The following is a 22,459-nucleotide window of genomic DNA, read 5'->3' on the forward strand; positions in this document are numbered from 1 at the left end:
TCGGCCAATCCGGGAATCTGACGGCAAAACCGCTATTGACCGGCTGATCCGCGGATGGCAGATTGACGCCGTCAACATAAAACCTATAACCAGGAATCGTGTTATGAAAAAAGCTTTTTTCCAGAGCGCCGCCGCGTGTTTTCGTCCCTCGCTGCTGTGCAGTGCAGTAGCGGCCACGCTGGTCACGCCGTCCGCTTACTCGCAGGGTCCTGGCGTACTGGAGGAGATCGTTGTCCTCGCCACCAAGCGTCAGCAGACCCTGCAGGAAGTCCCCGTTGCCGTCTCTGTGGTCAGCGCCCTGGAGATGGAGCAGGCGCAGGTGCTGGATATCAAGGATCTGCAGTCGCTGGTGCCGTCGCTGCGTGTGACCCAGCTGCAAACCAGCGCCAATACCAATTTTGTGATTCGTGGCTTTGGTAATGGCGCGAATAACGCCGGCATTGAGCCCTCGGTCGGTGTGTTTATCGATGGCGTATTCCGCTCGCGGGTCGGCAGTGCGCTGGCCGACCTGCCCAAGCTGGAGCGAGTTGAGGTGCTGCGTGGCCCGCAGAGCACGCTCTTTGGCAAAAATGCGTCAGCTGGCGTGATTAATGTCGTTACGGCGAAACCCGATCTTGACGGATATAGTGGCTCCATCTCTGCTACAGCGGGGAATTATAGCCAGACGATCGCGCGCGCAGATGTCACGGGGCCTCTGTCCGATAACCTGGCATTCAGTCTGTTCGGCAGCATTAACAAGCGCGACGGGTATTTCGACAATGAAGTCAATGGTGATGACATTAACGAGGTAAATCGCTGGAATCTGCGTGGTCAGCTGCTGTTTGCGCCGACCGACCGGCTTGAGATGCGCGTTATCGTCGATGGCGAGAAACTGGACGAGGCCTGCTGCGGTGTGGCTAACCTGGTCGATGGCCCGACGGGCCCGGCAGTGCGTGCGCTGGGCGGCGATCTGGTGCCGAATGATGCGTTCGCCTATCGCGGTTTTTATGACTTTTCACCGGAGAACGACATCGAGACCTTCGGCGCGTCGCTCGAGATCAACTACGAGCTCGACTGGGCGACGGTGACGTCCATTACGGCCGATCGCGAACTCTCCCAATACCAGAACGCGGATATCGATTTTACCAGCGTGCGGCTTGCCCAGGCGTTTATCAGTGACACCCAGATTGACACCTTTACCCAGGAACTGCGACTCACCTCCAACGGCGACGGCGCCCTGGACTGGATGGTTGGCGCGTTCTACTTCAATGAGGACGTCTCTATCGATGGCGATTTCCGTATCGGCGATGACTTCAGGCCTTTCTTCGACGTATTGACGGGGGGCGCGATCACTGCCGTCGAGGGTCTTTTCGGTACCTTTGATCCACGCGTCACGCCGGGTAGTTTGTTGCGCTCCGGCACGGGCTATCCCGTGGAGCAGTCGACCCAGGATGATGAATCACTCTCTGTGTTCGCACAGTTCGACTGGCGGTTTACCGACGACCTGACCCTGACGCTGGGCGGAAACTATACCGAGGTGAAGAAAAAAGCGGGCGTCAACATTGTCTCCGATGAGTTGTTTTCCGCCATTGAGCTGCCAGAGGCGCTTGCGCCCCTGAGGGGCGTACAGATTCTGCCGCCCTTCCTCAATTTCCCCAACGCCGTCGAGTCCGGCAGGACCACCGACGACGATTTTACCTACACGCTGCGACTGGCCTACGATATTAACGCTAACGTCAGCACCTACGCTGCCCTTAGCACCGGGTTCAAGGCGTCATCCTGGAACCTGTCCCGTGACTCCAGGCCTTTTGCACGCGATATCGCCGCACTGCAGGCGGCAGGTCTGACGGTGCCGAATCTGGTGTCCGGGACACGCTTTGCGGGCCCGGAAGAATCCACGGTGTATGAACTCGGCATGAAAGCCGAATTCAGTTCCTTCGCTTTCAACCTGGCGATCTTCGACCAGGAAATTGACGGTTTTCAGTCGAACGTTTTCACCGGTACGGGCTTTGTGCTCGCGAACGCCGGCACGCAGACGGTGCAGGGTTTCGAGTTTGACACCAACTGGGCACCGACAGAGGCACTGCGCCTGAGTTTTGCCGTAACCTACCTCGACCCCGAATATGAGGACTTCGTTGGCGGTGTCGGTCCGGATGGGCCTACCGACCTCAGTGGAACACGCCCGGCTGGCATTCACGAGTGGAGCACCAACACCTCGGGTACCTATAGCTTCAGTATTGGCAGCGCCAGCGGCTATGCCCGAGTCGAGCACATCTTCGAAGACGAGGTCCAGGTGGTCGAAAACGTGTCTGCCGCTGTTGCCTCGCGTGAAGTCTCGACTTTCAACGCCAGTGTCGGCCTGAACTGGAACAACGGCATTGAGCTGAATCTCTGGGGACGCAACCTGACCAATGATGAGTACCTGCTCAGTGCATTCCCGGCGGTTGCCCAGGCCGGCAGCTTCAGCGGTTACCCGAACCAGCCGCGAACCTACGGCCTGACACTGCGCAAGAGCTTCGACTGAGACGGCGTGCTGTCTGTCGTTTCCCGGACGGCTGCAGTGTGCGGCAGTCCGGGACTCGGCGGCAGGGGCCGCGCATTCAGTAACCGCGGGTAAAATCGATCTCGTAGCGCAGCGCCTCCCCGGCGAGAAAGCGCTTCAGGTTATCGAGGAACAGCGGCGCAATCGCGGTGACCTCGGTGGGCGCGGCGGTGTGTGATGTGATGTAGATGCCGTCGGTCCGCCACAGCGGATCGTCCTCGGGCAGCGGCTCTACCGGCAGCACATCCAGCACGGCCGCACGCAGGTGGCCATCTTCCACGCTCTGGCGCAATGCCACGTGGTCTATGGCGTTGGCGCGCCCGGCGTTGATCAGCACCGCGCCCACTGGCAGTGCCTGCAGGAAATCGCTGTCAATCAGGCCGCGAGTGGCGGGCGTATCGGGCATGAGGGAAACCACGAAATCCAGGTCCCGGGCAAACACTAGTCTGTCTTCAGTGCGGTAACAGCGGCTGAAAGGGGCTTCTGCCTGGCCCCGGGTGTTGAGACCGCTGAGTCTGACGCCAAACGCCTCGGCGCGTCGCGCCACCGCCATGCCCAGAGCCCCGGTGCCGAGGATGCCGACCCGCTTTCCTGCCAGATTTCCGTCCGGCGTGCCGTCCCACTGCCTTGCGCTCGCGCGCTGCAGCACGTTGCGCTGCAGCGCCAGCATCCACGCCATGACGTATTCACTGATGGCGGCATCAAACAGGTTCTTGACCCCCGTGAGCCGATAATTCTGCCGTGACGCGCTGATCAAGGGGGTGACGCCGGCCCAGGTGGATTGAGCCCACTGCAGCGCAGGCAGGCGCGGCAGCGCCTTGAGAAGGCGGTCGGGCGCCGCCAGGACAACGCTGGCAGACTCCGCGACGCCGGGCAGTTGCGCGGCGTCGGTGCAGGGATGTATGCGGGTGTCTGCCGGCAGATCCCCGCGCAGAGCAGCGGCCAACGCGTCGGCGTCGGCGCTGAGAATGAGTATCTCTGTGATGGCCATGAACGCTCCGGTGATAATGTTGCATGTGCCGTACCGGACGGAATTCGGCGGCATTGCGTCATACTGCACAGCCAACCCGGTACTATCGAAGGTATAATGCCAGCTGCTGCGGCCTAGCCGCTACTTTGTTGCCGCCGGAATCCGCATTATGTCATCCGAAACACCGATTACCCGCTTTGCCGACCTCGACCTGCCAGCCGCGCTGCAGCAGGCACTTGTCGACGTCGGCTATGAGTCGCCGTCGGCGATACAGGCGATGACCATCCCTCCCATGCTTGAGGGCGTGGATCTGGTGGGGCAGGCGCAGACGGGCACTGGCAAGACGGCAGCGTTCGCGCTGCCCTGTCTGGCCCGCCTTGATCCCACGCAGCGCCTGCCCCAGGTGCTGGTGCTGGCGCCCACACGGGAACTGGCGCTGCAGGTGGCCGAAGCCTTCCAGAACTACGCCCGCCACCTGCCGTCGTTTCACGTGCTGCCCCTTTACGGCGGCGCCGACATGCGAACACAGCTGCGACAGCTGCAGCGCGGCGTGCAGGTCATCGTTGGCACGCCGGGCAGGGTCATGGACCACATGCGCCGGGGATCTCTGGATCTTGGCAGCCTGCGTACGCTGGTGCTGGATGAAGCCGACGAAATGCTGCGCATGGGCTTCATCGATGACGTCGAGTGGATTCTCTCGCACACGCCCCCCGAGCGTCAGATCGCACTGTTCTCGGCGACCATGCCAGAGGCCATTCGCCGTATCGCCAAGAACCACCTGCGCAACCCGCACGAGATCACGGCGAAAGTGACCGCGGTGGCAAAATCACGTATCCGCCAGCGGGTGTGGATGATGGCCGGCGTGCACAAACTCGATGCGCTGACGCGGATCCTCGAGGTGGAGGATTTTGACGGCATTATCATATTTGTGCGCACGCGCATTGCCACCACGGAGCTGGCGGAGAAGCTCGCCGCACGTGGCTATGCCACCGCAGCGCTGAACGGCGACGTTGCCCAGAACCTGCGTGAAAAGACGGTCGAGAATCTGAAGTCAGGCCGCCTCGATATCCTCGTCGCCACAGACGTGGCCGCACGCGGGCTGGATGTTGACCGCATCAGCCACGTGATCAATTACGACATCCCCTACGATGCCGAGGCCTATACCCACCGCATCGGCCGCACCGGCAGGGCGGGACGCCACGGCGAAACGATCCTGTTCGTTGCCAATCGCGAGCGTCGTCTGCTGCGCGCGATCGAGCGTGCCACTGGCGACCGGATCGAGCCGATGCAGCTGCCGACCCCCGAGGAAGTGACCGACAAGCGCGCCACCCGCTTCAAGCAGCGGATCACCGAGGCGCTCGATGTGGCCGAGCTGGACAGCAGTCGGCGACTGGTGGAGAGTTACCAGCACGAGTTCGGTGTTCCGGTGCTCGACATTGCCGCGGCGCTGGCCTTTCTGGCCCAGGGTTCGGGGCCGGCGCCGTCTGCTGCACCCGCGAGCGTGACGCCGCACAGAACCCCGGTCGACGACGGCCCTAGCGCGCGTCACACGGCTCCCCGGCAGCGCACGGCAGGCAGCAAGCGTGCGGACACTGGAGCGCCAGCAAAGCCGCGGCCGCAACGCGACTCGGCCGTGCAGGCGGGTATGCGACGCTACCGCATCGAGGTGGGACATCTGCACGATGTGAAGCCGGGCAACATTGTCGGTGCCATCGCCAACGAAGCGGACATGGAGTCAGAGTACATCGGTAAGATAACGATCAACGATGAATACAGCACAGTGGAACTGCCAGAGGGCATGCCTTCGGAAGTGTTCCAGCATCTGCGTAACGTCTGGGTGTCCGGGCGCAAACTGCAGATTTCTGAAATCGATGCGACGGCCGATGGTCAGGCACCCCCGCGCCGGCGTAAGGCCGGCGATACCGATGCGAAAGCATCGCGTCCCCGCCTGTCTCCAAACGGTCCGCGCACGGCCGCTGCAAAGTCTGGCGCCAGGCCCGATGGCAAGCGGTCCGCGACCAAGAAGCCCCGCAAGAAGCCCAATTGATGAAACCGCCGAAGCGATTGCTGCCGCTGATCGAGTACGGCCTGGTTGACGAGGTGCTGTATCCGTTGATGAGTGGCAAGGAAGCCGATGTTTTTGTGGTCCGCTGCGGCGAGGAAGAGCGCTGCGCCAAGATCTACAAAGAGTCGCGAACCCGCAGCTTCAAGCAGGCCGTGAAATATACCGAGGGGCGGAAAGTCCGGAACACCCGGCGCGCCCGGGCGATGGAAAAAGGCTCGCGCTTCGGTCGCGAGCAGCAGGAGGAAGTCTGGCAGAACGCCGAGGTCAGCGCGCTGTACCGCCTGGATGCCGCTGATGTGCGCGTGCCGCGCCCCTACGGCTGTGTTGAAGGCGTGCTGTTAATGGAACTGATCACGGACGAGTCCGGCGATGTCGCGCCGCGTCTGGCAGATGTGCGCATGTCTGCAGAGCAGGCGGTGGAGGATTTCGACATGGTCATCCGCTATGTTGTGCGCATGTTGTGCGCCGGCATCGTGCACGGTGATCTGTCCGAGTTCAACGTGCTGGTGGATGAGGGCGGGCCGGTCATTATCGATCTCCCGCAGGCGGTGGATGCCGCATCCAACAACAACGCGCGCGAGATGTTCATTCGCGATGTCCTGCGTATGACGCAGTACTATGCCCTGTTCGAGCCCGCGCTGCTGCAGACGCGGTATGCCGCAGAAATCTGGCAACTCTACGAAGATGCTGCCCTGGAACCGGAAACTCCGCTGACGGGTGTCGCTGAACTGGACGAATCGGCGGCCGACGTCGATGGCGTCATGCGCGAAATCGAGGCGGCGCTGGAGGAGCATCTTGAGCGTCTGGCGCGCGAGGCGGACGACGACGAGGACTGAATCCACGCCTGGCGTAACTCACACGAAGAGGCGAGCATGAAGATCCTGCTGCAGCGGGTAACACGGGCAGATGTGTCGGTGGGAGAGGCGACCATCAGCCGCATAGGTCCTGGCCTGCTGGTTTTCCTCGGGCTGGAGCAGGACGACCGTTGCGGTACGGCCGAGGCACTTCTGCACAGGCTTCTCGGTTATCGGGTTTTCGTGGACGCCGCGGGGCGCATGAATCTGAGCGTGGCAGACGCAGCCGGCGACGTCCTTCTGGTGCCCCAGTTCACCCTGGCCGCCGATACCACTCGCGGTCGGCGTCCCGGTTTTTCCTGCGCCATGTCGTCTGCCGACGCTGAACCCCTGTACAGTTTCTGCCTTGACTGGCTCGCATCGAATCACACATCGGGCAAGGTTGCCGGTGGGGTTTTCGGTGCCGACATGCAGGTCAGCCTGGTCAACGACGGGCCGGTAACGTTCCTGCTGTCGGCCTGATGGCGCGTCCTGTGAAGCGAGGAGTCAGTCCCTGCCGAGCGTGCTGATCAGGTGGTTGACGCGTCGGCGCACCGCGGCATCTCCCAGTGCGGCCTGGATTTTCGGCATGTCGCTCGCCATCAGGTAGTCCGGCAGGTAAAAATATTCCAGTGCTTCCTGTGCAGCGAGGTCCACGTCGCCGATATCCGTGACGCCATGGAAAGCCACCTGATCACCAATCCGTTCAGCGACATAGCAAAGCACCGCAGAGGCGAGGTCGCCATCAATATCGGGATGCTGCGCCGGCGGCAGCGCCATGGGGATGTAGCCATGCTGCAGTCCCCGGATGAGTGCCTCAGGCAGTCCCCACTGCTCGACCAGCATGCCGGAAATCACCGCGGCGTTTGCCATCAGCTCGTCCTGCTGGGCCTTCGCGCGGGAGAACAGTGTGGCTTTTCGCGCATACAGTCCCGCCATGTCGGCACGCGCCGACAGTAGTGCGAGATCGCCCAGGTTCGCCAACAGCGATCGCGTGGAGAGTATTGACGGGTGCGCCACGCCGAGATGCTGCCCTAGCATGAGTGCGGTAGTGCTGGCCACATAGCTTGAACGCCACAGGCGCATGTAGGCATCCTGCTGTGAGGCGTGCTCGAACTCCATGACGCGATTGACGGTCGACTGCAGCACCAGACCCTTGACCAGGCTGGTGCCCAGGTACGTGATGGCGTGCTGAATACTGGAAATAGGCGCGGATAGAGCGAATGCTGCCGAGTTGACGGTTCGCAGAATATCAGCGGTCAGCGCAGGATTCGACTTGACTGCCTCGGCAAGCGCGTCCGGGTCGTCCAGGCCTTTGGTGACGCGCTCGAGAATCGGCGGCGGCTGACGCAGCCGGGCAACGATTTCTGCCACGTCCTCGCGTTCTACCTCGGTGAGATGATCCTCCATGACGAGGAAAAAATCGGCGAGCTCGTTCGGTACCTTGCGCTCGGTGACAGGCCGCGCGGTGGCGGGCTCGCTGCGAGCCGTCGCGGCTGGCCGTCGCTCTGTGACGGTGTCACCGACGACGGGCTTGCGCCGACTGGCGTCGCTACGCACGGCGCTCTTGTCATCTTTGTTCCGCGTGAACCATCCCATGTCGCGCTTTTCCCCCTGATACCAATGTCGTGGGCAGGATGATCGCCGGACTGCAATAGCAGGTCGGATTTCTGCATCAGCACACCGGCAAAGGTTAGCATACTCGTGGGCGGCTGGCGTGCAGGAGCGTCCCCGTTATGCGCTCCGGGGCACGCTATTGTCGGGCGACGGCAGCGGCACCACCAGCCGCAGGTTCCGGCGCTTTTTCGGGGTAAAGTATGTCCGTGATGCGAACAATACGCTTGACGCTTTCCTCGATGATGGCAATGGCGTGCAGCTGTCGCGTTGCCTCCAGGGTACTCGTCTTGCCGTCGCTGATTCTTTCAAGCAGGTAGGTACGCCGCTGGCGACGCAGCCGCTTGGCCTGCTTGAGCTGTTTTTCCCGCGCTTTAGCGCTCATCTGCTTCAATTCACCGCTGCGCATGAAGGATAGATAAACCGCCTCCAGTTCTGGCGAGAGACCCTTATTCACATCCGCCGCTGGCAGCGCCGCCAGCTCCGCCACCAGCTCCCGGAGCTGGCTGAGGTCTTCTTTCGCCTGGTTCAGGTTGAGCAGATCTTCTGCTGCGTCGGGTGGCATGGTCTGCGCGCCAAGTCGACTGCTGAAGTCACCGATAGCCCGCAGCAGTGCGCCGGTGCTGATATCGCGCTCCGGCTCCCCGTCCTCGGCGCTGTTGACCAGCGGACGCGCCCGCCCAAGAAGCTGCTTGTAGACGCGCTTTAGCTCCGAGCGCATGGCAGCGACACCCATCACCGGGACGCCGAGAACCGTATCATCGAGATAGCGGGTCTTCTCGGACAGCAGCTCCGGCTGGCGTATCCGGCGCTCAATGCGGCGCAATATCGGATCCGCCAGAACCGTCATCAGCAGCAAGCCGAACAGGTTGAACAGGGTGTGAAACAGTGCCAGACCGGTGCTGATGTCGGCGCGTTCCGGACCGCCGGCAAGCGATTCTGAAACCCACCACAGCGGCCCCAGCAGTGCCAGCGCCACAACGCCGGTGACCAGTTTTTCAACGACATGAACCGCTGCCAGGCGGCGCGCATTCGCCGTTGCCCCAATGCTGGCCAGCACGCTCGTGGCCGTGGTGCCGATATTGGCGCCGATCACCAGCGATGCGCCCAGCAGCGGAGTCAGTACACCGGTGACCGAGGCGGTCAGAATAATTGCCAGCGCCGCGGAGGAGGACTGTATAAGCGCCGTTAGCAGCGCGCCGAAAGCCACCCCGAGCAGTATGCCGATAATCCCCGACGTGCCGAGGCGCTCCATAGGAATCCACTCGGCGACGTCGATAAAGGCATCCCGAAGCAGTCCAAGACCGAGAAAAAGTACGCCGAAACCGGCGAGCGCAAAGCCGACATGGGCGAGGCGCGATCCGGGTTGCAGCAGTCGCGCCAGCATCCCAAGACCGATCATGGGCAGTGCTATCAGCTCCACCTTGATGCGCAGGCCGACCAGGGCAACGATCCACGCCGTCATGGTGGTGCCAAGATTGCTGCCAAAAACCACCCAGGCTGCCTGCCTCAGCTTGAGCATGCCTGCGTTGGTAAAGCCGAGAGTGGTCACGATCACGGCGCTGGATGACTGCACCACGGCGGTAATGGAAAACCCGACCAGCGCCGCGCGCAGCCGGGTGCGGGTTGAGCGTTCGAGGAAGCCCTGTAGCGAGCTTCCTGCAGCGGCCTTGAGGCCGTCGGTCATCATGCCCATGCCAAGCAGCAGCAGGCCGATCCCGCCGAGGGCAAAGGTCAGCAGGGTGGCGCTCATCAGCGCGGGGTGACCCCCTCAACCGGCTCCCGCGGCAGGTCGTCCGTCGCCGGCGCGGAGCCCGCCCGCAGCCTCAGTGCCGCCGCCTGCGCCTGTCGGCTGTAGTCCATGGATTCGCCGAGAATGCGCGCGGCCTCCTGGTCGGCATGGAAGCCGCGGGAGTTCTCGCTGCTGATATAATCGAGCCGCCACATTGCCTTGCGCTGCAGTTCCAGCACGGGGGCAAGTTCCGTGTCGGTGGCACCCGCCGCCTGTGCCTCGAGAATGGCGTCCAGCATCTCGGTCATTGCGGCGCCGGCGCGCTCGGTCAGAGTGACCGTGGTTTCCTGTATCCGGTACACGCGCTCGCGCAACTCGGCCTCGGCGACGTTGTGGCAGGTCTGGCAGGAAGTGTTGACCGACTGCATGGGGCTCTGCACGTTATGACTGCTCATTTTGGTCGCACCCCGTGTCTCGTAGGGCATGTGGCAGTCGGCGCAGCTCACGCCGCTGCGAGCATGAATACCCTGACTCCAGAGCTCGAATTCCGGGTGCTGCGCCTTGAAGATCGGTGCCCCGGTCTCGCCATGGCGATAATCGAGAAAGTCGCTGCCGTCCGGGAAGGATTTGCTGGCCCAGTGCGTCTCCAGGTTCTCCATGCGCAAACCCTGACTCCAGGGAAACTCGAGGGTATCACCGGCGGCGCAGTAATATTCCACGTGGCACTGGGCGCAGACCATTGAGCGCATTTCCTGGCGGCTGCTGTCGGCGTTCACATCATAGGGTTGTTCCCGGTCGCCTCGACGCCAGGCCTCGACGCCCGGCAGGTGGGGCACCGGCGCATCGCCTTCCGCAAGGGCCTGCATGCCCAGCACGAGGCCCGGGCGCGTGACGCGCAGCGCCATGGTGTCGGGGTTGTGGCAGTCGATGCAGGTTACCGGATGTGCGTCGCCCTCAAGGGCATGCTCCTCGGGCAGCGCCTTGCCGGCAAATTCTTCGGTGAAGCCACCGGGTGGCGGTGTGGGAAAAACCGGTTCACTGTCATCAGGGGTGCCGTCGGGGACGGCGTATAGCATGGCCAGAACCTCCTGGTAGGGGCGCTGACTGAGCTCCTGAAAGCCACGGATTACCGCCGGCATATTGAAGTCCTCTGCCAGTGCTGCGTCGTCCGCCGGCAGGCCCATCGCCTCCAGCCCCACCTTGCGGTACAGCACGTTGGTCGAGCCGTGACAGTGCAGGCAGGCCCCGGCCTGAGGTTTCTGTGTGACGCGCTCGGTAACACCCTGATCGTAGAGCATGTAGGCATGTCCGCGGGCCTCGCGGTAGTCAATGCTGAAGGCATATCCGGCATAAAGCCGTCGCAGCCAGGGCTGTGCGTCGAGCTTGCTTTCCGGCATGGCGCTGGAGCCGCCGTAGAACTTGTCGCCCGCGGTTGCTTTCCAGCCATCATAGTGGTGCGGCCAGTTGAGACCCCAGGGCTGGGGGTCCACACTGATCTCATCGAGCTTGGCCACCCGCACCCCGGGACTGCGGGCCTCCTGCTTGCGCTCGAAAACCGACGTGAGCAGGTGGCTGACCACCAGCGCAGCGATGGCGGTAACCAGGAATACCGCGCCCAGAAGCAGTACGGATTTTGCCAGACCCGCCTGTCTGCCGCGCGCGTTGTATGTCATGTGGATGTCCATGCTCTCATCCTCTGCTTATTGACGATCGGCAAATCCGCGTCTTCGACCGGCATGGCCGACGTCGCTGTGGCAATCGGCGCACCAGGCCATATCGCCGCCCTGGTGCGCGGGTAACATGGCGTTGACGGTGCCTTCGTGGCAGGCCAGGCAGGCTTCCTGTGTCTTGCGCCGGTTGCGCGGCTTGATCTGCAGGGGCCGGTGGAAATTGTCGGTGGTGAAGGCCAGCGCATGGAAAAAACCGTTGTCTGCCTTGGTGATCCAGCGCCCCGCGAAGCCCTGACCGAGATGGCAGTCGTTGCAGGTTGCGACATTGTCGTGGCTAGACTGCAGCCAGCTGTCGTAGTGCTCCTGCATGACGTGGCAGTTCGCGCAGACGGCAGGGTCGTCGCGCAGGTAGGCCAGACCGTCGGCATAGCCCAGCGTGAACATGCCCACCCCGCCGAGGATACCGAGCGCCGCGGCGGTTGCAACAGCCAGTCTCCAGAGTGTGCGGTCCGTCCGCTGTCTGTCGGTCATTCAACCGCTCCGGCGCCTCATCACAGGCCCTTACGGTAACTGTAGGGCGTGACGCCCGTCCAGCCCTTGAAGGCGCGGATGAACGCACTCGACTCCGAGAACCCGGCGCGGTGGGCGATTTCCTCGATACTCAGACCGCGGCGGCCGAGGTAGTGCAGGGCGATATCGCGCCGCAGCTGGTTCTTGATGTCCTTGAAGGTGGTGCCTTCACTGGCAAGACGGCGACGCAGGGTCTGTGGGTGCAACTCCAGAGCCCCGGCAATCGTGTTCAGCTCTGGCATGTGCATGAGGTCCTGGCGGATCAACTCGCGTACCTGGCTGGTCCAGCTGCTGCGCTCATACTGCAGCGTGAGCATGTTCAGCGCCGGATGGCGCAGAAAGCGTGCCAGGGTCTGCTCGTTCTGCAGCACAGGCTTGTCCATGAGCGAGCGCGCCAGCACCAGCGAGCAGACCGGCTGCTCGAAGCTCACGGGGTTGGCGAGGAACATCAGACGATACTCCTCGGGCTGTGCCGCCGGCGAATAACTCAGCGTGGCGCGCTGTATCGGCAGGTGCTCCTGTACCAGCCAGCTGCCGAAGCGGTGTATGTTGAACAGGAACAGCTCGGCGATGTAGGGATCGATGTCGCCATCAGCCACCCCGACCAGACGAATCAGGACACGTGCGTCCTCGACATGCAGCTCTGGCCGCGGCCCGAAGTCGAACAGGGAGTAGAAGCGGCAGTGACGATGCAGGGCCTGTCCCAGCGTCGTGGAACCCACGACCGCATGACACATCATTGCCCAGGTGCCCAGCGGCATGACACGCTGGCAGTAGCCCAGCGACTCATCCTGCATGGCGCGCATGGTGCTGATCTGCAGGTCGGCAAAGCGTTCAATCGAGATGCGCGCATCCCGCTCCTGCAGCAGGCGTGGTGAAATGCCGTTTTTGCGCAGCAGTGGCAGCGGATCAACGCCGCGGGTCACGGCATGCCTGAGAACGGCGCGCGCGAAATGCACTGAGATGGAAAGCTTGCGCACTGCTGTTTCCCTGCCTTGACGGCACCGGAGCGCCGGGTTGCGAGGCTGTCAGTTTGGGTCAAGTTTTTTGTCGGTGGCGGTCATTGTTGGCGCCGTGGGTGCTCACCATACTGCACACTTGCCCACAAATGGAGTTAACGCATGCTGCCAAGGCGCTTCACCGAAGAACAGACCATGTTCCGCGATGCCTACCGAAAATTTCTTGCCGCAGAGATTGTGCCACATATGGAAGACTGGCGTGAGGCGGGTATCGTGGACCGGGACGCCTTCAGGCGCGCCGGCGAGCGGGGTTTCCTCATGGTCTGGCCCGACGAAAAATACGGCGGGATGGGTGACAACGATTTTCGCTTTGAGCAGGTCATCATCGAGGAAACCTGCTACGCCCGGGTGGGCGACTGGTACAACAGCCTGCACAGTCGCCTGGTCGGCCCGTATTTCACCCGCTTTGGCAGCGAGGAACAGCGAGCGCGCTTTCTGCCACACTGTGTCTCCGGCGAGTGCATTCTGGCGATTGCCATGACCGAGCCGGATGCCGGCAGTGATCTCGCAGGCATGCGCACATCGGCGGTTGAGGACGGCGACGACTGGGTGTTGAATGGCTCCAAGACCTATATTTCCAACGGCATCAATGCCGACGCCGTGATTGTGGCGGCGAAGACGGATCCGCAGAACAACCCGCATGCGATGACGCTGTTCATTGTCGAGCGGGGCATGCCGGGCTTTGAGCGCGGCCGCAATCTCAAAAAGATGGGCCTGAAGGCACAGGACACGGCGGAGCTGTTTTTCAACGATGTCCGTGTGCCCAGGGCCAACGTGCTGGGTGAGCCCGGCAAGGGCTTCATTTACCTCATGGAAGGCCTGGCCGAGGAGCGCCTCATGGGTGCCGCTGGCTACATTGCATCGGCGCAGCTGTCCTGGGACCTGACGGCAGCCTTCGTGCAGGAGCGCAAGGCCTTCGGCAAGTCGCTCGCCGCCTTCCAGAATACGCAGTTCCAGCTGGCCGATCTGCGCACGCGGCTGGATATCACCCAGACCTACGTCGACCAGTGCGTCGAGGCTTTCAATGCCGGGGTTCTCACCGCAGTAGATGCGGCGAAAGCCAAGCTGGCCACCAGTGAGCTGCAGGTGGAGGCCGCGGAGATTGGCGTGCAGCTCCACGGCGGTGCCGGCTACATGGACGAATATCCCATCAGCCGTCAATATACCGATGCCCGGATCTCGACCATTTACGCCGGCACCTCGGAAGTCATGAAGATCATCATCAGCCGCGACTGCCTGTCGGCGGATTACGTGCCGTTCAACACGCGCAACTTCTGAAACAGCAACCCGTACAGGAAACAGATGCCATGGAACTGAAAGACAAGGTAGCGGTAATCACCGGCGGTGCCTCGGGCCTGGGGCGCGCATCCGTGAAGCGTTTCGTCGGCCACGGTGCCAAGTGCGCCATCTTCGACATGAATGTGGAAAAGGGTGAGGCACTGGCGGCCGAGCTCGGGGACAACGTCATTTTCGTCAAGGTCAATGTCTCCGACGAGGCCTCGGTGCAGGCTGGCATCGCCGCCACCCTGGCCGCTTTTGGCGCCATTCACATCAACTGCAACTTCGCCGGCATCGGCAATGCCATGCGCACCATGGGCAAAAAGGGACCTTTCCCGCTGGACGCCTTCAAGCAGGTTATTGACGTCAACCTCGTTGGAACCTTCAATGTGCTGCGCCTCTGCGCGGAAAAAATGGGGGAAAACGAGACCTTGACCCGGGACGGTGGTCGCGGTGTGATTATCAACACTGCCTCGGTAGCCGCCTATGAAGGCCAGATTGGCCAGGCCGCCTACTCCGCGTCGAAGGGTGGCATTGTCGGCCTCACGCTGCCGGTTGCCCGCGATCTTGCGGTCCTGGGTATCCGCGTGAACACCATCGTTCCGGGGTTGATTGCGACGCCGCTGATGATGGGAGGCGCTGAAGAGCTGACGCCGGAAATCTGGGAGCACCTGAAGCCCCTGGGCAGCCAGGTGCTGTACCCCCAGCGCCTGGGTGATCCGGATGAAATCGCCCACCTCGCCCAGATGATGGTTGAGAACGACTACCTGAACGGCGAGTGTGTGCGGCTGGATGGCGGCATCCGTATGCAGCCCAAGTAGAGTGGGAGACAGCAGCGTAGGAGGCAGCATGGGACCGTTACACGGCTACACAGTCATCGAGCTTGCGGGCATTGGTCCCGCACCCATGGGCGGGATGATGCTGGCGGACATGGGCGCGGAGGTGATTCGCGTCGACCGTGCCGGCGCCGCCGACCCGCGGCTCACCGAGCGGGTCAGCGGTCGCGGCAAGAAGTCGATCGTGATCAACCTCAAGGATTCGTCAGGGGTGGAAACCCTGCTGCGCATGCTGGAAAACGCCGATGTGCTGATCGATCCCTTTCGCCCGGGAGTCTGCGAGAAACTGGGTATCGGCCCCGACGTGTGCATGGCGAGAAATCCCCGGCTCGTATTCGCGCGAATGACGGGCTGGGGACAGACGGGTCCTTTGGCTCACACCGCGGGGCACGATATCAACTACATCTCCCTGGCGGGTGCCCTTTATGCGGTGGGGCCTGCCGGCGGCAAGCCTGTCGTGCCCTTGAATCTGGTGGGCGACATGGGCGGTGGCGGTATGCTGCTGGTCAACGGCGTGCTCGCCGCGCTGCTGGAAGCGTCCAGCTCAGGGCAGGGGCAGGTGATAGATGTTGCCATGGTGGACGGCACGGCACAGTCGATGTGGATGTTTCACAGCCTGCACTCTCTGGGTGCATGGAATGCGGACGAGCGCGGCGTGAACATGCTCGACGGCGGCGCGCATTTTTATGACACCTATGAGTGCGCCGATGGGGAATACATGGCCGTGGGTGCTATCGAACCCCAGTTTTACGCCGAATTGTGCCGTCTGGCCGAACTGCCCGCAGAGACCTTCGGTGACCAGAACAATGCCGCGGCCTGGCCGGCGATGAAGGCGCAGCTGGCCGAAGTCTTCCGGCGCAAGTCACGTGACGAGTGGTCTGCCCTGTTCGAGGGCAGCGATGCCTGCGTTGCACCGGTGCTGCGGTTTACCGAGGCACCCGAGCATCCGGCAAACCGGGCGCGGGAGGTGTATATTGAGATCGATGGCGTGGTCCAGCCCGCTCCCGCACCGCGCTTTGCCCGCACCCCTTCGGCTGTCGGTCACGGCGCTCACGGTGCCGGCGAGGACACCCATGCCGTCCTTTCTGCCATGGGCTTCGGCGCGGAGGAGATTGATGCGCTGCACCGGCAGGGCGCCGTGACGATGCAGACTTGACGGCACACTGACGCACCCTGATATCACAAGGAAACGAGGAATGACGACATACGACACGGTATCGGTGGAGCGCCGCGGGGCGGTGGCCCTGCTGACCCTGAACCGGCCCGACAGCCTGAACGCGTTTGACGAGGCCCTGCGCCGCGACATGCTTGCGGCGGCGCTGGCGGTGAATGCCGACAACGACGTGCGTGTCGTGGTGCTGACCGGTGCCGGACGCGCCTTCTGTGCCGGAGCCGATCTCACCGAGGTATCCTCCCGCGAGGAGGGTGGCGGCCTCAATACCGAGGCCATGCTGAACACCGAGTACAAGCCGGCGGTGCTGGCGATTGCCGAAGCGCCCAAGCCCTGGATCTCCGCGGTCAACGGCGCAGCGGCGGGTATCGGCAGTGCCTTTGCCATGACCTGCGATCTCACGGTCATGGGACGCAGTGCCTACCTCTACCAGGCCTTCGCGGCGATCGGGCTGGTGCCTGATGGCGGCGCAACCTGGCAGCTGGTGCGCGTCCTGGGTCGCAAGCGGGCCTACGAAATGATGATTTCCGGCGAGAAAGTCCGGGCTGATCGCTGTCTCGAGCTGGGACTGTGCAACCGTGTTGTTGACGATGACGCACTGGTGGATGCCGCGATGGCCTGGGCGGAAGAACTGGCGGAGAAGGCACCGCTCGCGCTGCACTATGGCAAGAAAAGTCTGGCGCTTGCCGCAGAGAACGATCTGGCTTCGGTGATTTCCTCCGAGGCATCGCTGCAGCATATCTGCATCGACAGTAAGGACGCCGAGGAGGGCGTGCGCGCCTTTCTCGAGAAGCGCAAGCCGCAGTGGCGCGGCTGCTGACGTTCAACACCTGCCCGGTGGGCATTGGCGCGCGGGCAGGCCTGTGGCCGGTGGCTCGACCTGACCTCTGGATTGGCTGTGGCTGACGACAGTAAAGACGCGCTGCAGCAACTGCAGGCTCGCCTGGCGTTGACTCTCGATGAGTCCCGTGCCGAGGCGCGCCAGCGCCGCCACGCCAAAGGCTATCGGACCGCGAGAGAGAATCTGCATGATCTGGTGGATGACGGCTCCTTCCAGGAGTACGGCCAGCTTGCCGTGGCCGCCCAGCGCAGCCGGCGTGATTATGCGGATCTTCAGGTATCGACCGCCGCAGACGGTATCATTACCGGGACCTGTACCATCAATGCTGACAGCGTGGGTGCCGACAGGGCGCGCGCCGCCGTCGCGATCAATGACTACAGCGTGCTCGCCGGAACCCAGGGGTATTTTCATCACCGCAAGCTGGATCGCCTGTGCGACGTGGCCATGCGTCACCGCCTGCCGGTAGTGATGTATACCGAGGGCGGCGGCGGTCGTCCCGGAGATACCGATGTCGCAACGCAGATAGCCGGGCTCAATCTGTCGTCGTTTGCGGCGTGGGCACGTCTGGCCGGAAAGGTGCCGCGTATTGCCGTCAGCAATGGCTATTGCTTTGCAGGCAACGCTGCACTGTTCGGCTGCGCCGACTTCCGCATTGCCACGCAGCAGTCCTGGACCGGTATGGCGGGTCCGGCCATGATCGAGGGGGGAGGCCTTGGCAGCTTCGCTCCAATGGACATCGGCCCCGTGAAAGCGCAACAGCGCAACGGCGTTGTCGATATTGTCGCGGCCGATGAGGCCCAGGCGACCCGCGTGGCCCGGCAGCTGCTTTCGTATTTTCAAGGCAATGCGGAGCGATGGGAGTGTGCCGATCAGGCGCAGCTGCGGTCGGTGATTCCCGCGGATCGCCGCTGGGGCTATCCCGTGCGCAGGCTGATTGAAGTGCTCGCAGACAGCGACACGTTTCTGGAGCTGCAGCGGGTATTCGGACGCGGCATCATTACCGGCTTTCTGCGCATCGAAGGCCGGCCGCTGGCGCTGATGGCGAGTGACTGCCAGCAGCTTGGCGGTGCGGTGGACGCGGAATCGGCGGACAAGGCGGCACGCTTCCTCAGCAGCTGTGGCGCTCTTGGACTGCCGGTGCTGTCACTGATCGATACGCCGGGGTTCATGGTGGGTCCGGATAGCGAGGCGGCCGGAGCGGTGCGCCGCATGTCCAGCCTGTTCACCGCCGGCGCAGCGCTCGAGGTTCCATTGATTGCCATTTTCCTGCGCAAGGGCTACGGCCTCGGCGCCATGGCCATGGCCGGTGGTGGTTTCATGGAGCCGGTATACAGCGCGGCCTGGCCCTGTGGGGAATTCGGCGGCATGGGGCTGGAGGGTGCGGTGCGTCTTGGCTACAGCAAGGAGCTGGCGGCCGTCCCCGAGGGGGAGGCCCGGGAAGCCCTGTTCGCCAGACTTGTGGCGAAACTCTACCAGGTGGGTAAAGCCACGGAAGCGGCTGCCCATCTCGAGATAGATGCCGTCATTGACCCTGCCGACACTCGCCAGGTTGTCCTGCGGGCACTGGATGCTGCGCTTCCCCCGGCATGAACGCCGTGTCGCGCCGGCTGTGGATCCCTGTCGTGGTCACTGCGGTCAGCGCGTGACAATCAATCTGACGGCCTGCAGCTGCAGGCTGGCACGGTCGATCAGGCGCAGGCTTTCCTCGCGCTGCCAGCGCAGGTGATCAATCTCATCCTGACGCACCTGTGGGTTGATCCGTTGCAGGGCTTCGAGGCGCTCGATTTCCCCGCCGAGGGTGTTATCCGCGGCATCGCGCGCCCCGCCGATGACAGCGCGCAGCTGTTTCCCGGCAATGCCGGTTGCCGCGTTCAGGTGCTCCTCGACCTGGCCGCGTACCTGCTTGATGATGGCAAGCCCGGTGCTGCGATTGACCCGGGTCACCAGCTCACTGAGTTTGTCATGCGGCATGAGGCCTGACAGGTCGCGGCCCTTGTTGTCGACCAGAATGCGCAGCGGGGACAGGGACAGGAATCGCTGCAGCTGAAGCTGGCGCGGGGCGGGACAGCTCACGGTGAACAGGGATTCGAGTAGCAGCGAACCCGGGGCCACACCCTTCAGGGCGATGGTACCGATCGCCGTGTTGCCAAGCTCCGTGGCGAGTATCGCCTCCATGCTCTCGGACACCATGGGATGCTCCCAGGTGAGGAAAGCCATGTCTTCGCGGGCGAGCGCAATGCCGCGATCGAAAGTGACAGTACGCCCCTCCTCAGGCAGATGCGGAAACTCCGGCATCAGCATGTGTTCACCTGGCCGCAGCACCAGGCAGTGCGCCGAGTGGTGCTCGTGCTCAACGCCGACAATGTCGCACAGACCGGTAAAGTAGGTCTCCAGCGCCGTGGATGCTTCGGACGCCTCGATTTCCCGAATCAGCCGCTCGGCCTCGTCCCTGTGACAGGAGTTTCGCTCGAGCAGGCGGTCGCGGCCCTCGCGCAGTTCCTGCTTGGTGATGTTGGTGAAACCCCGGGTTTCTGACAGCAGTGCCTCGAAATCGGCATTGTCGCCGCCAAGCGCATTCAGCAGGGGTTCGCTGAAGCGGCTGTAGATCATCTGTCCCGCCGAGCAGCTGTTGCGGAAGATATCGAGTCCTTCGTGCAGCCAGCGGAACAGGGTTTCCTGGGCGGTGCCCTCAAAGTAAGGCACGTGGATGGTGATATCGCCGCGTTGCCCGATACGGTCCAGGCGCCCGATGCGCTGTTCCAGCAGATCCGGGTTCAAGGGCAGGTCGAACAGCACCAGATGCTGCGAGAACTGGAAGTTGCGGCCCTCGCTGCCGATTTCCGAACAGACCAGCGTCTGCGCGCCGTTCTCGGTATCGGCAAAGTAGGCAGCGGCGCGATCGCGCTCGATGATTGACAGGCCCTCGTGAAAAGCCGCGGAGCGGATGCCGGCACGCAGGTGCAGGTAGTGCTCCAGCGCGATGGCGGTTTCGGCACCGGAGCAGATGATAAGTGCTTTAGCAGGGCGCATGGCCTTCAGCGTCGATGTCAGCCAGGCGACCCGCGGATCTGTCTGTACCCAGTCGTCGCCGCTTTCGTAGCGTTCCGGGTACAGCGCCTGCAGCGGATCCTGCGCAGTTTGCAGGGTGAGTGGTGGTGCGATTGGCGCGGCCGCAAGGCGTCGCTCCGGAAAGCCGGCGACGCTGGCCCGGGTATTGCGGAACAGCACGCGGCCCGTGCCATGGCGATCGAGAATGCGCGGGATCAGGTCCTCGGCGGGCAGGTCGGGATCCAGGCCCTCCGGCAGCTCGGTCGGCGTTTCTCCGGCCTCAAGCTGCTCGATGACATGGCTCCAGCGACGGTACTCGGCTTCCTGCTGGCGGAACTGCTGAATATCCCGGAAGCGCGCCGGATCCAGCAGCTGCAGGCGGGCAAAGTGGCTTTCCTGTCCCACCTGCTCGGGGGTCGCCGTCAGCAGCAGCAGTCCGGCGGCATGGCGCGACAGGTTGTCGACAAACTGATAGTCCTCGCCGGGTGCATCCTCCGACCACTGCAGGTGGTGTGCCTCATCCACCACCACCAGATCCCAGTCCGCCGCCAGGGCGAGCGCGCGTGCTGCCGGGGAACGACGAAAAAGGGCGGTACTGGCGAGCACCAGCTGCTCTGTCTCGAAGGGGTTGTCGCCCTCGTGCTGCTGCAGCCGCTCCTCATCAAACAGGGCAAAATGCAGACTGAAGCGACGCAGCATCTCCACCAGCCACTGGTGGAGCAGCGGTGCCGGTACGAGCACAAGCACCCGTTCACTGCGGCCGGTGAGCAGCTGGCGATGGATGATCATACCGGCCTCGATGGTCTTGCCGAGGCCTACCTCGTCGGCAAGCAGCACTCGCGGTGCATGGCGCTGGCCAACCTCGCTGGCAATATACACCTGGTGGGGCAGCAGGCTGGTGCGCGATCCGAGTAGGCCGCGGACTTCCCCGCGCTGCAGCCGGTCAAGCTGCATGCAGGTGGCGACGCGCAGGGCGAACTCGGCGTGCCCGTCGAAGTGGCCGTTGAGAAGACGCTGCTGGGGGGTTGTGAGCTGCACGAAAGCGTCGAGCTCAACCTCGGATGCCCGATGTTCGTTGCCCTGCTCGTCGACCCCGGCATAGGCCAGCAGACCGGCTTTCTCGATGACGTCCGTAACTTCGAAGCGCCGGCCATCGGCGGTTTCCACCGTATCTTCCTTCTTGAAGCGAAGCCGGGTCAGCGGCGCATTGTGTGCCGCATAGGTGCGTTCCTCTCCTACTGCTGGAAAGCTCAGCGTGACGCGCCGATCCTCAAGGCCCACCACGATGCCAAGGCCCAGCTGCATGTCGGCATGGCTGACCCAGCGCTGTCCAATGATATATTCCATGCCTCTCAGGACTCCGCGATGGTAGTTGGGAAGAACAGCCGCTGGCTGTTGTCATAGGTCTGCCTGAGAAGCGCTTCCGTCGGCAGTGCCTTTATTGCGGCGATTTTTTCTGCGACGAACGGCAGATAACAGGGCTCATTGGGGCGACCCCGGTAGGGCACCGGCGTCAGATAGGGTGAATCGGTCTCCAGCAGGAGCTGTTCAAGCGGCGTCATGGCCACGATGTCACGGACATTCTGCGCCGAGTTGAAGGTGACAATGCCGTTGAAACCCAGCATGAAGCCGGCATCCAGACAGAACTCCGCCAGTGCCTGACCCGAGGTGAAGCTGTGTATGACGCCGCGGCGGGACAGATCGGGCAGGAATTCGCCCAGGATCGCCCGGGTGTCCTCGTCGGCCTCGCGGCTGTGTATGACCACCGGGTAATCGTGGCTGGCGGCAATAGCCAGCTGGGCGCGGAACGCTTCTCTCTGGCTCGCCCGATCGGTGTGGTCGTAATAGTAGTCAAGGCCTATCTCTCCCACAGCCAGTATGCGCGGGTGTGACAGGTTGGCGACGATAAGGTCAGCCACCCGATCGCAGAATCCCGACGCTTCATGCGGGTGAATACCCTGCGTTCCCCAGACGCGAGGGTCGGCCTCGGTCAGTGAGACGACGGTCGACAGATTGTCGGGGGATACGGCAATGGTGATCAGCTTTTCAATGCCGCTTGCCACCGCACGCTCAATCGCGGCGGCGAACTGATCGTCATCGAAATAGTCCAAGTGGCAATGGGTTTCGATGATTGCGGTATTGAAGCGGGGAATGTCGCGACGCTTTTGCTTGCCCATAAACTCCTGCAGACTGCCCAGGCGTGACGTGCCTGGCGCGTTGTATAACATGACAATCCGCGCATTATATCGGACTCGGACCGATCGATGTGACCCACCGGAGTCTCTTTGCTG

Annotated in this window: 17 protein-coding genes; 9 read left to right on the forward strand and 8 right to left on the reverse strand. The window is 63.0% G+C overall.

Annotation, left to right across the window (positions count from 1 at the left end; translation table 11 throughout):
* The first annotated feature begins 103 nt into the window (after positions 1 to 103).
* Positions 104 to 2,503, forward strand: coding sequence for a TonB-dependent receptor (locus EV688_RS02700; protein WP_117314525.1), 2,400 nt, complete (start codon positions 104 to 106; stop codon positions 2,501 to 2,503).
* Between the two features lie 76 nt (positions 2,504 to 2,579).
* Here the strand turns inward: EV688_RS02700 and EV688_RS02705 are convergent, their stop codons facing one another.
* Complete coding sequence (locus EV688_RS02705) at positions 2,580 to 3,512, reverse strand: D-2-hydroxyacid dehydrogenase (RefSeq protein WP_162883759.1); 933 nt, start codon at positions 3,510 to 3,512, stop codon at positions 2,580 to 2,582.
* A 148-nt stretch (positions 3,513 to 3,660) separates the two neighbouring features.
* On the opposite strand from EV688_RS02705, the gene EV688_RS02710 reads away from it, so the two are divergent.
* From EV688_RS02710 to dtd, 3 genes are read left to right on the forward strand one after another with little or no spacing between them, the layout of a single operon-like run.
* Positions 3,661 to 5,538: a DEAD/DEAH box helicase gene (locus EV688_RS02710; RefSeq protein ID WP_117314529.1), complete on the forward strand. Its 1,878-nt coding sequence runs from the start codon at positions 3,661 to 3,663 to the stop codon at positions 5,536 to 5,538.
* Complete coding sequence (locus tag EV688_RS02715) at positions 5,538 to 6,392, forward strand: PA4780 family RIO1-like protein kinase (RefSeq protein WP_117314531.1); 855 nt, start codon at positions 5,538 to 5,540, stop codon at positions 6,390 to 6,392. The genes EV688_RS02710 and EV688_RS02715 overlap by 1 nt, the downstream gene beginning before the upstream one ends.
* A gap of 36 nt (positions 6,393 to 6,428) precedes the next feature.
* Positions 6,429 to 6,872 (forward strand): D-aminoacyl-tRNA deacylase, encoded by a 444-nt coding sequence (gene dtd / locus EV688_RS02720; RefSeq protein ID WP_117314533.1) that lies wholly within the window; start codon positions 6,429 to 6,431, stop codon positions 6,870 to 6,872.
* A gap of 24 nt (positions 6,873 to 6,896) precedes the next feature.
* Here dtd and EV688_RS02725 read toward each other — a convergent pair whose 3' ends face one another.
* The 5 genes from EV688_RS02725 to EV688_RS02745 form a co-directional block, all read right to left on the reverse strand.
* A complete protein-coding gene (locus tag EV688_RS02725; protein WP_117314534.1) occupies positions 6,897 to 7,988 on the reverse strand; it encodes an HDOD domain-containing protein in 1,092 nt (363 codons plus the stop codon).
* A 154-nt stretch (positions 7,989 to 8,142) separates the two neighbouring features.
* On the reverse strand, positions 8,143 to 9,756 hold the full coding sequence (locus tag EV688_RS02730) for a Na/Pi cotransporter family protein (RefSeq protein ID WP_117314535.1): 1,614 nt from the start codon (positions 9,754 to 9,756) through the stop codon (positions 8,143 to 8,145).
* A complete protein-coding gene (locus EV688_RS02735; protein WP_117314766.1) occupies positions 9,756 to 11,408 on the reverse strand; it encodes an ammonia-forming cytochrome c nitrite reductase subunit c552 in 1,653 nt (550 codons plus the stop codon). The genes EV688_RS02730 and EV688_RS02735 overlap by 1 nt, the downstream gene beginning before the upstream one ends.
* Before the next feature lie 27 nt (positions 11,409 to 11,435).
* Positions 11,436 to 11,936 (reverse strand): cytochrome c nitrite reductase small subunit, encoded by a 501-nt coding sequence (gene nrfH / locus EV688_RS02740; protein ID WP_117314537.1) that lies wholly within the window; start codon positions 11,934 to 11,936, stop codon positions 11,436 to 11,438.
* 20 nt (positions 11,937 to 11,956) lie between these two features.
* Positions 11,957 to 12,955 carry an AraC family transcriptional regulator gene (locus EV688_RS02745; RefSeq protein ID WP_117314539.1) on the reverse strand — a complete coding sequence of 333 codons (999 nt, stop codon included), beginning with the start codon at positions 12,953 to 12,955 and terminating at the stop codon, positions 11,957 to 11,959.
* Positions 12,956 to 13,096: 141 nt separating this feature from the next.
* Between EV688_RS02745 and EV688_RS02750 the strand changes: the two genes are divergently transcribed.
* From EV688_RS02750 to EV688_RS02770, 5 genes are all read left to right on the forward strand, one after another.
* Positions 13,097 to 14,272 (forward strand): acyl-CoA dehydrogenase family protein, encoded by a 1,176-nt coding sequence (locus tag EV688_RS02750; protein ID WP_117314540.1) that lies wholly within the window; start codon positions 13,097 to 13,099, stop codon positions 14,270 to 14,272.
* 29 nt (positions 14,273 to 14,301) lie between these two features.
* Entirely contained in the window at positions 14,302 to 15,093 is a 792-nt protein-coding gene (locus EV688_RS02755; RefSeq protein ID WP_117314542.1) for an SDR family NAD(P)-dependent oxidoreductase, read from the forward strand.
* Between the two features lie 28 nt (positions 15,094 to 15,121).
* Positions 15,122 to 16,264, forward strand: coding sequence for a CaiB/BaiF CoA transferase family protein (locus EV688_RS02760; protein WP_117314544.1), 1,143 nt, complete (start codon positions 15,122 to 15,124; stop codon positions 16,262 to 16,264).
* A 40-nt stretch (positions 16,265 to 16,304) separates the two neighbouring features.
* Positions 16,305 to 17,099 carry an enoyl-CoA hydratase/isomerase family protein gene (locus tag EV688_RS02765; protein ID WP_117314546.1) on the forward strand — a complete coding sequence of 265 codons (795 nt, stop codon included), beginning with the start codon at positions 16,305 to 16,307 and terminating at the stop codon, positions 17,097 to 17,099.
* A gap of 78 nt (positions 17,100 to 17,177) precedes the next feature.
* The gene (locus tag EV688_RS02770; protein ID WP_117314548.1) at positions 17,178 to 18,710 is read left to right on the forward strand and encodes an acyl-CoA carboxylase subunit beta; all 1,533 of its coding nucleotides are present in this window, start codon (positions 17,178 to 17,180) and stop codon (positions 18,708 to 18,710) included.
* Positions 18,711 to 18,755: 45 nt separating this feature from the next.
* On the opposite strand, the gene rapA is transcribed toward EV688_RS02770, so the two are convergent.
* Both rapA and EV688_RS02780 read right to left on the reverse strand, forming a co-directional pair.
* The gene (rapA, locus tag EV688_RS02775; protein ID WP_117314550.1) at positions 18,756 to 21,515 is read right to left on the reverse strand and encodes an RNA polymerase-associated protein RapA; all 2,760 of its coding nucleotides are present in this window, start codon (positions 21,513 to 21,515) and stop codon (positions 18,756 to 18,758) included.
* A gap of 5 nt (positions 21,516 to 21,520) precedes the next feature.
* Complete coding sequence (locus EV688_RS02780) at positions 21,521 to 22,396, reverse strand: TatD family hydrolase (RefSeq protein WP_240624186.1); 876 nt, start codon at positions 22,394 to 22,396, stop codon at positions 21,521 to 21,523.
* Positions 22,397 to 22,459: the final 63 nt, after the last annotated feature.

This window comes from Chromatocurvus halotolerans, assembly GCF_004340525.1.
In the GTDB taxonomy this organism is placed as follows: Bacteria; Pseudomonadota; Gammaproteobacteria; order Pseudomonadales; family Halieaceae; genus Chromatocurvus; species Chromatocurvus halotolerans.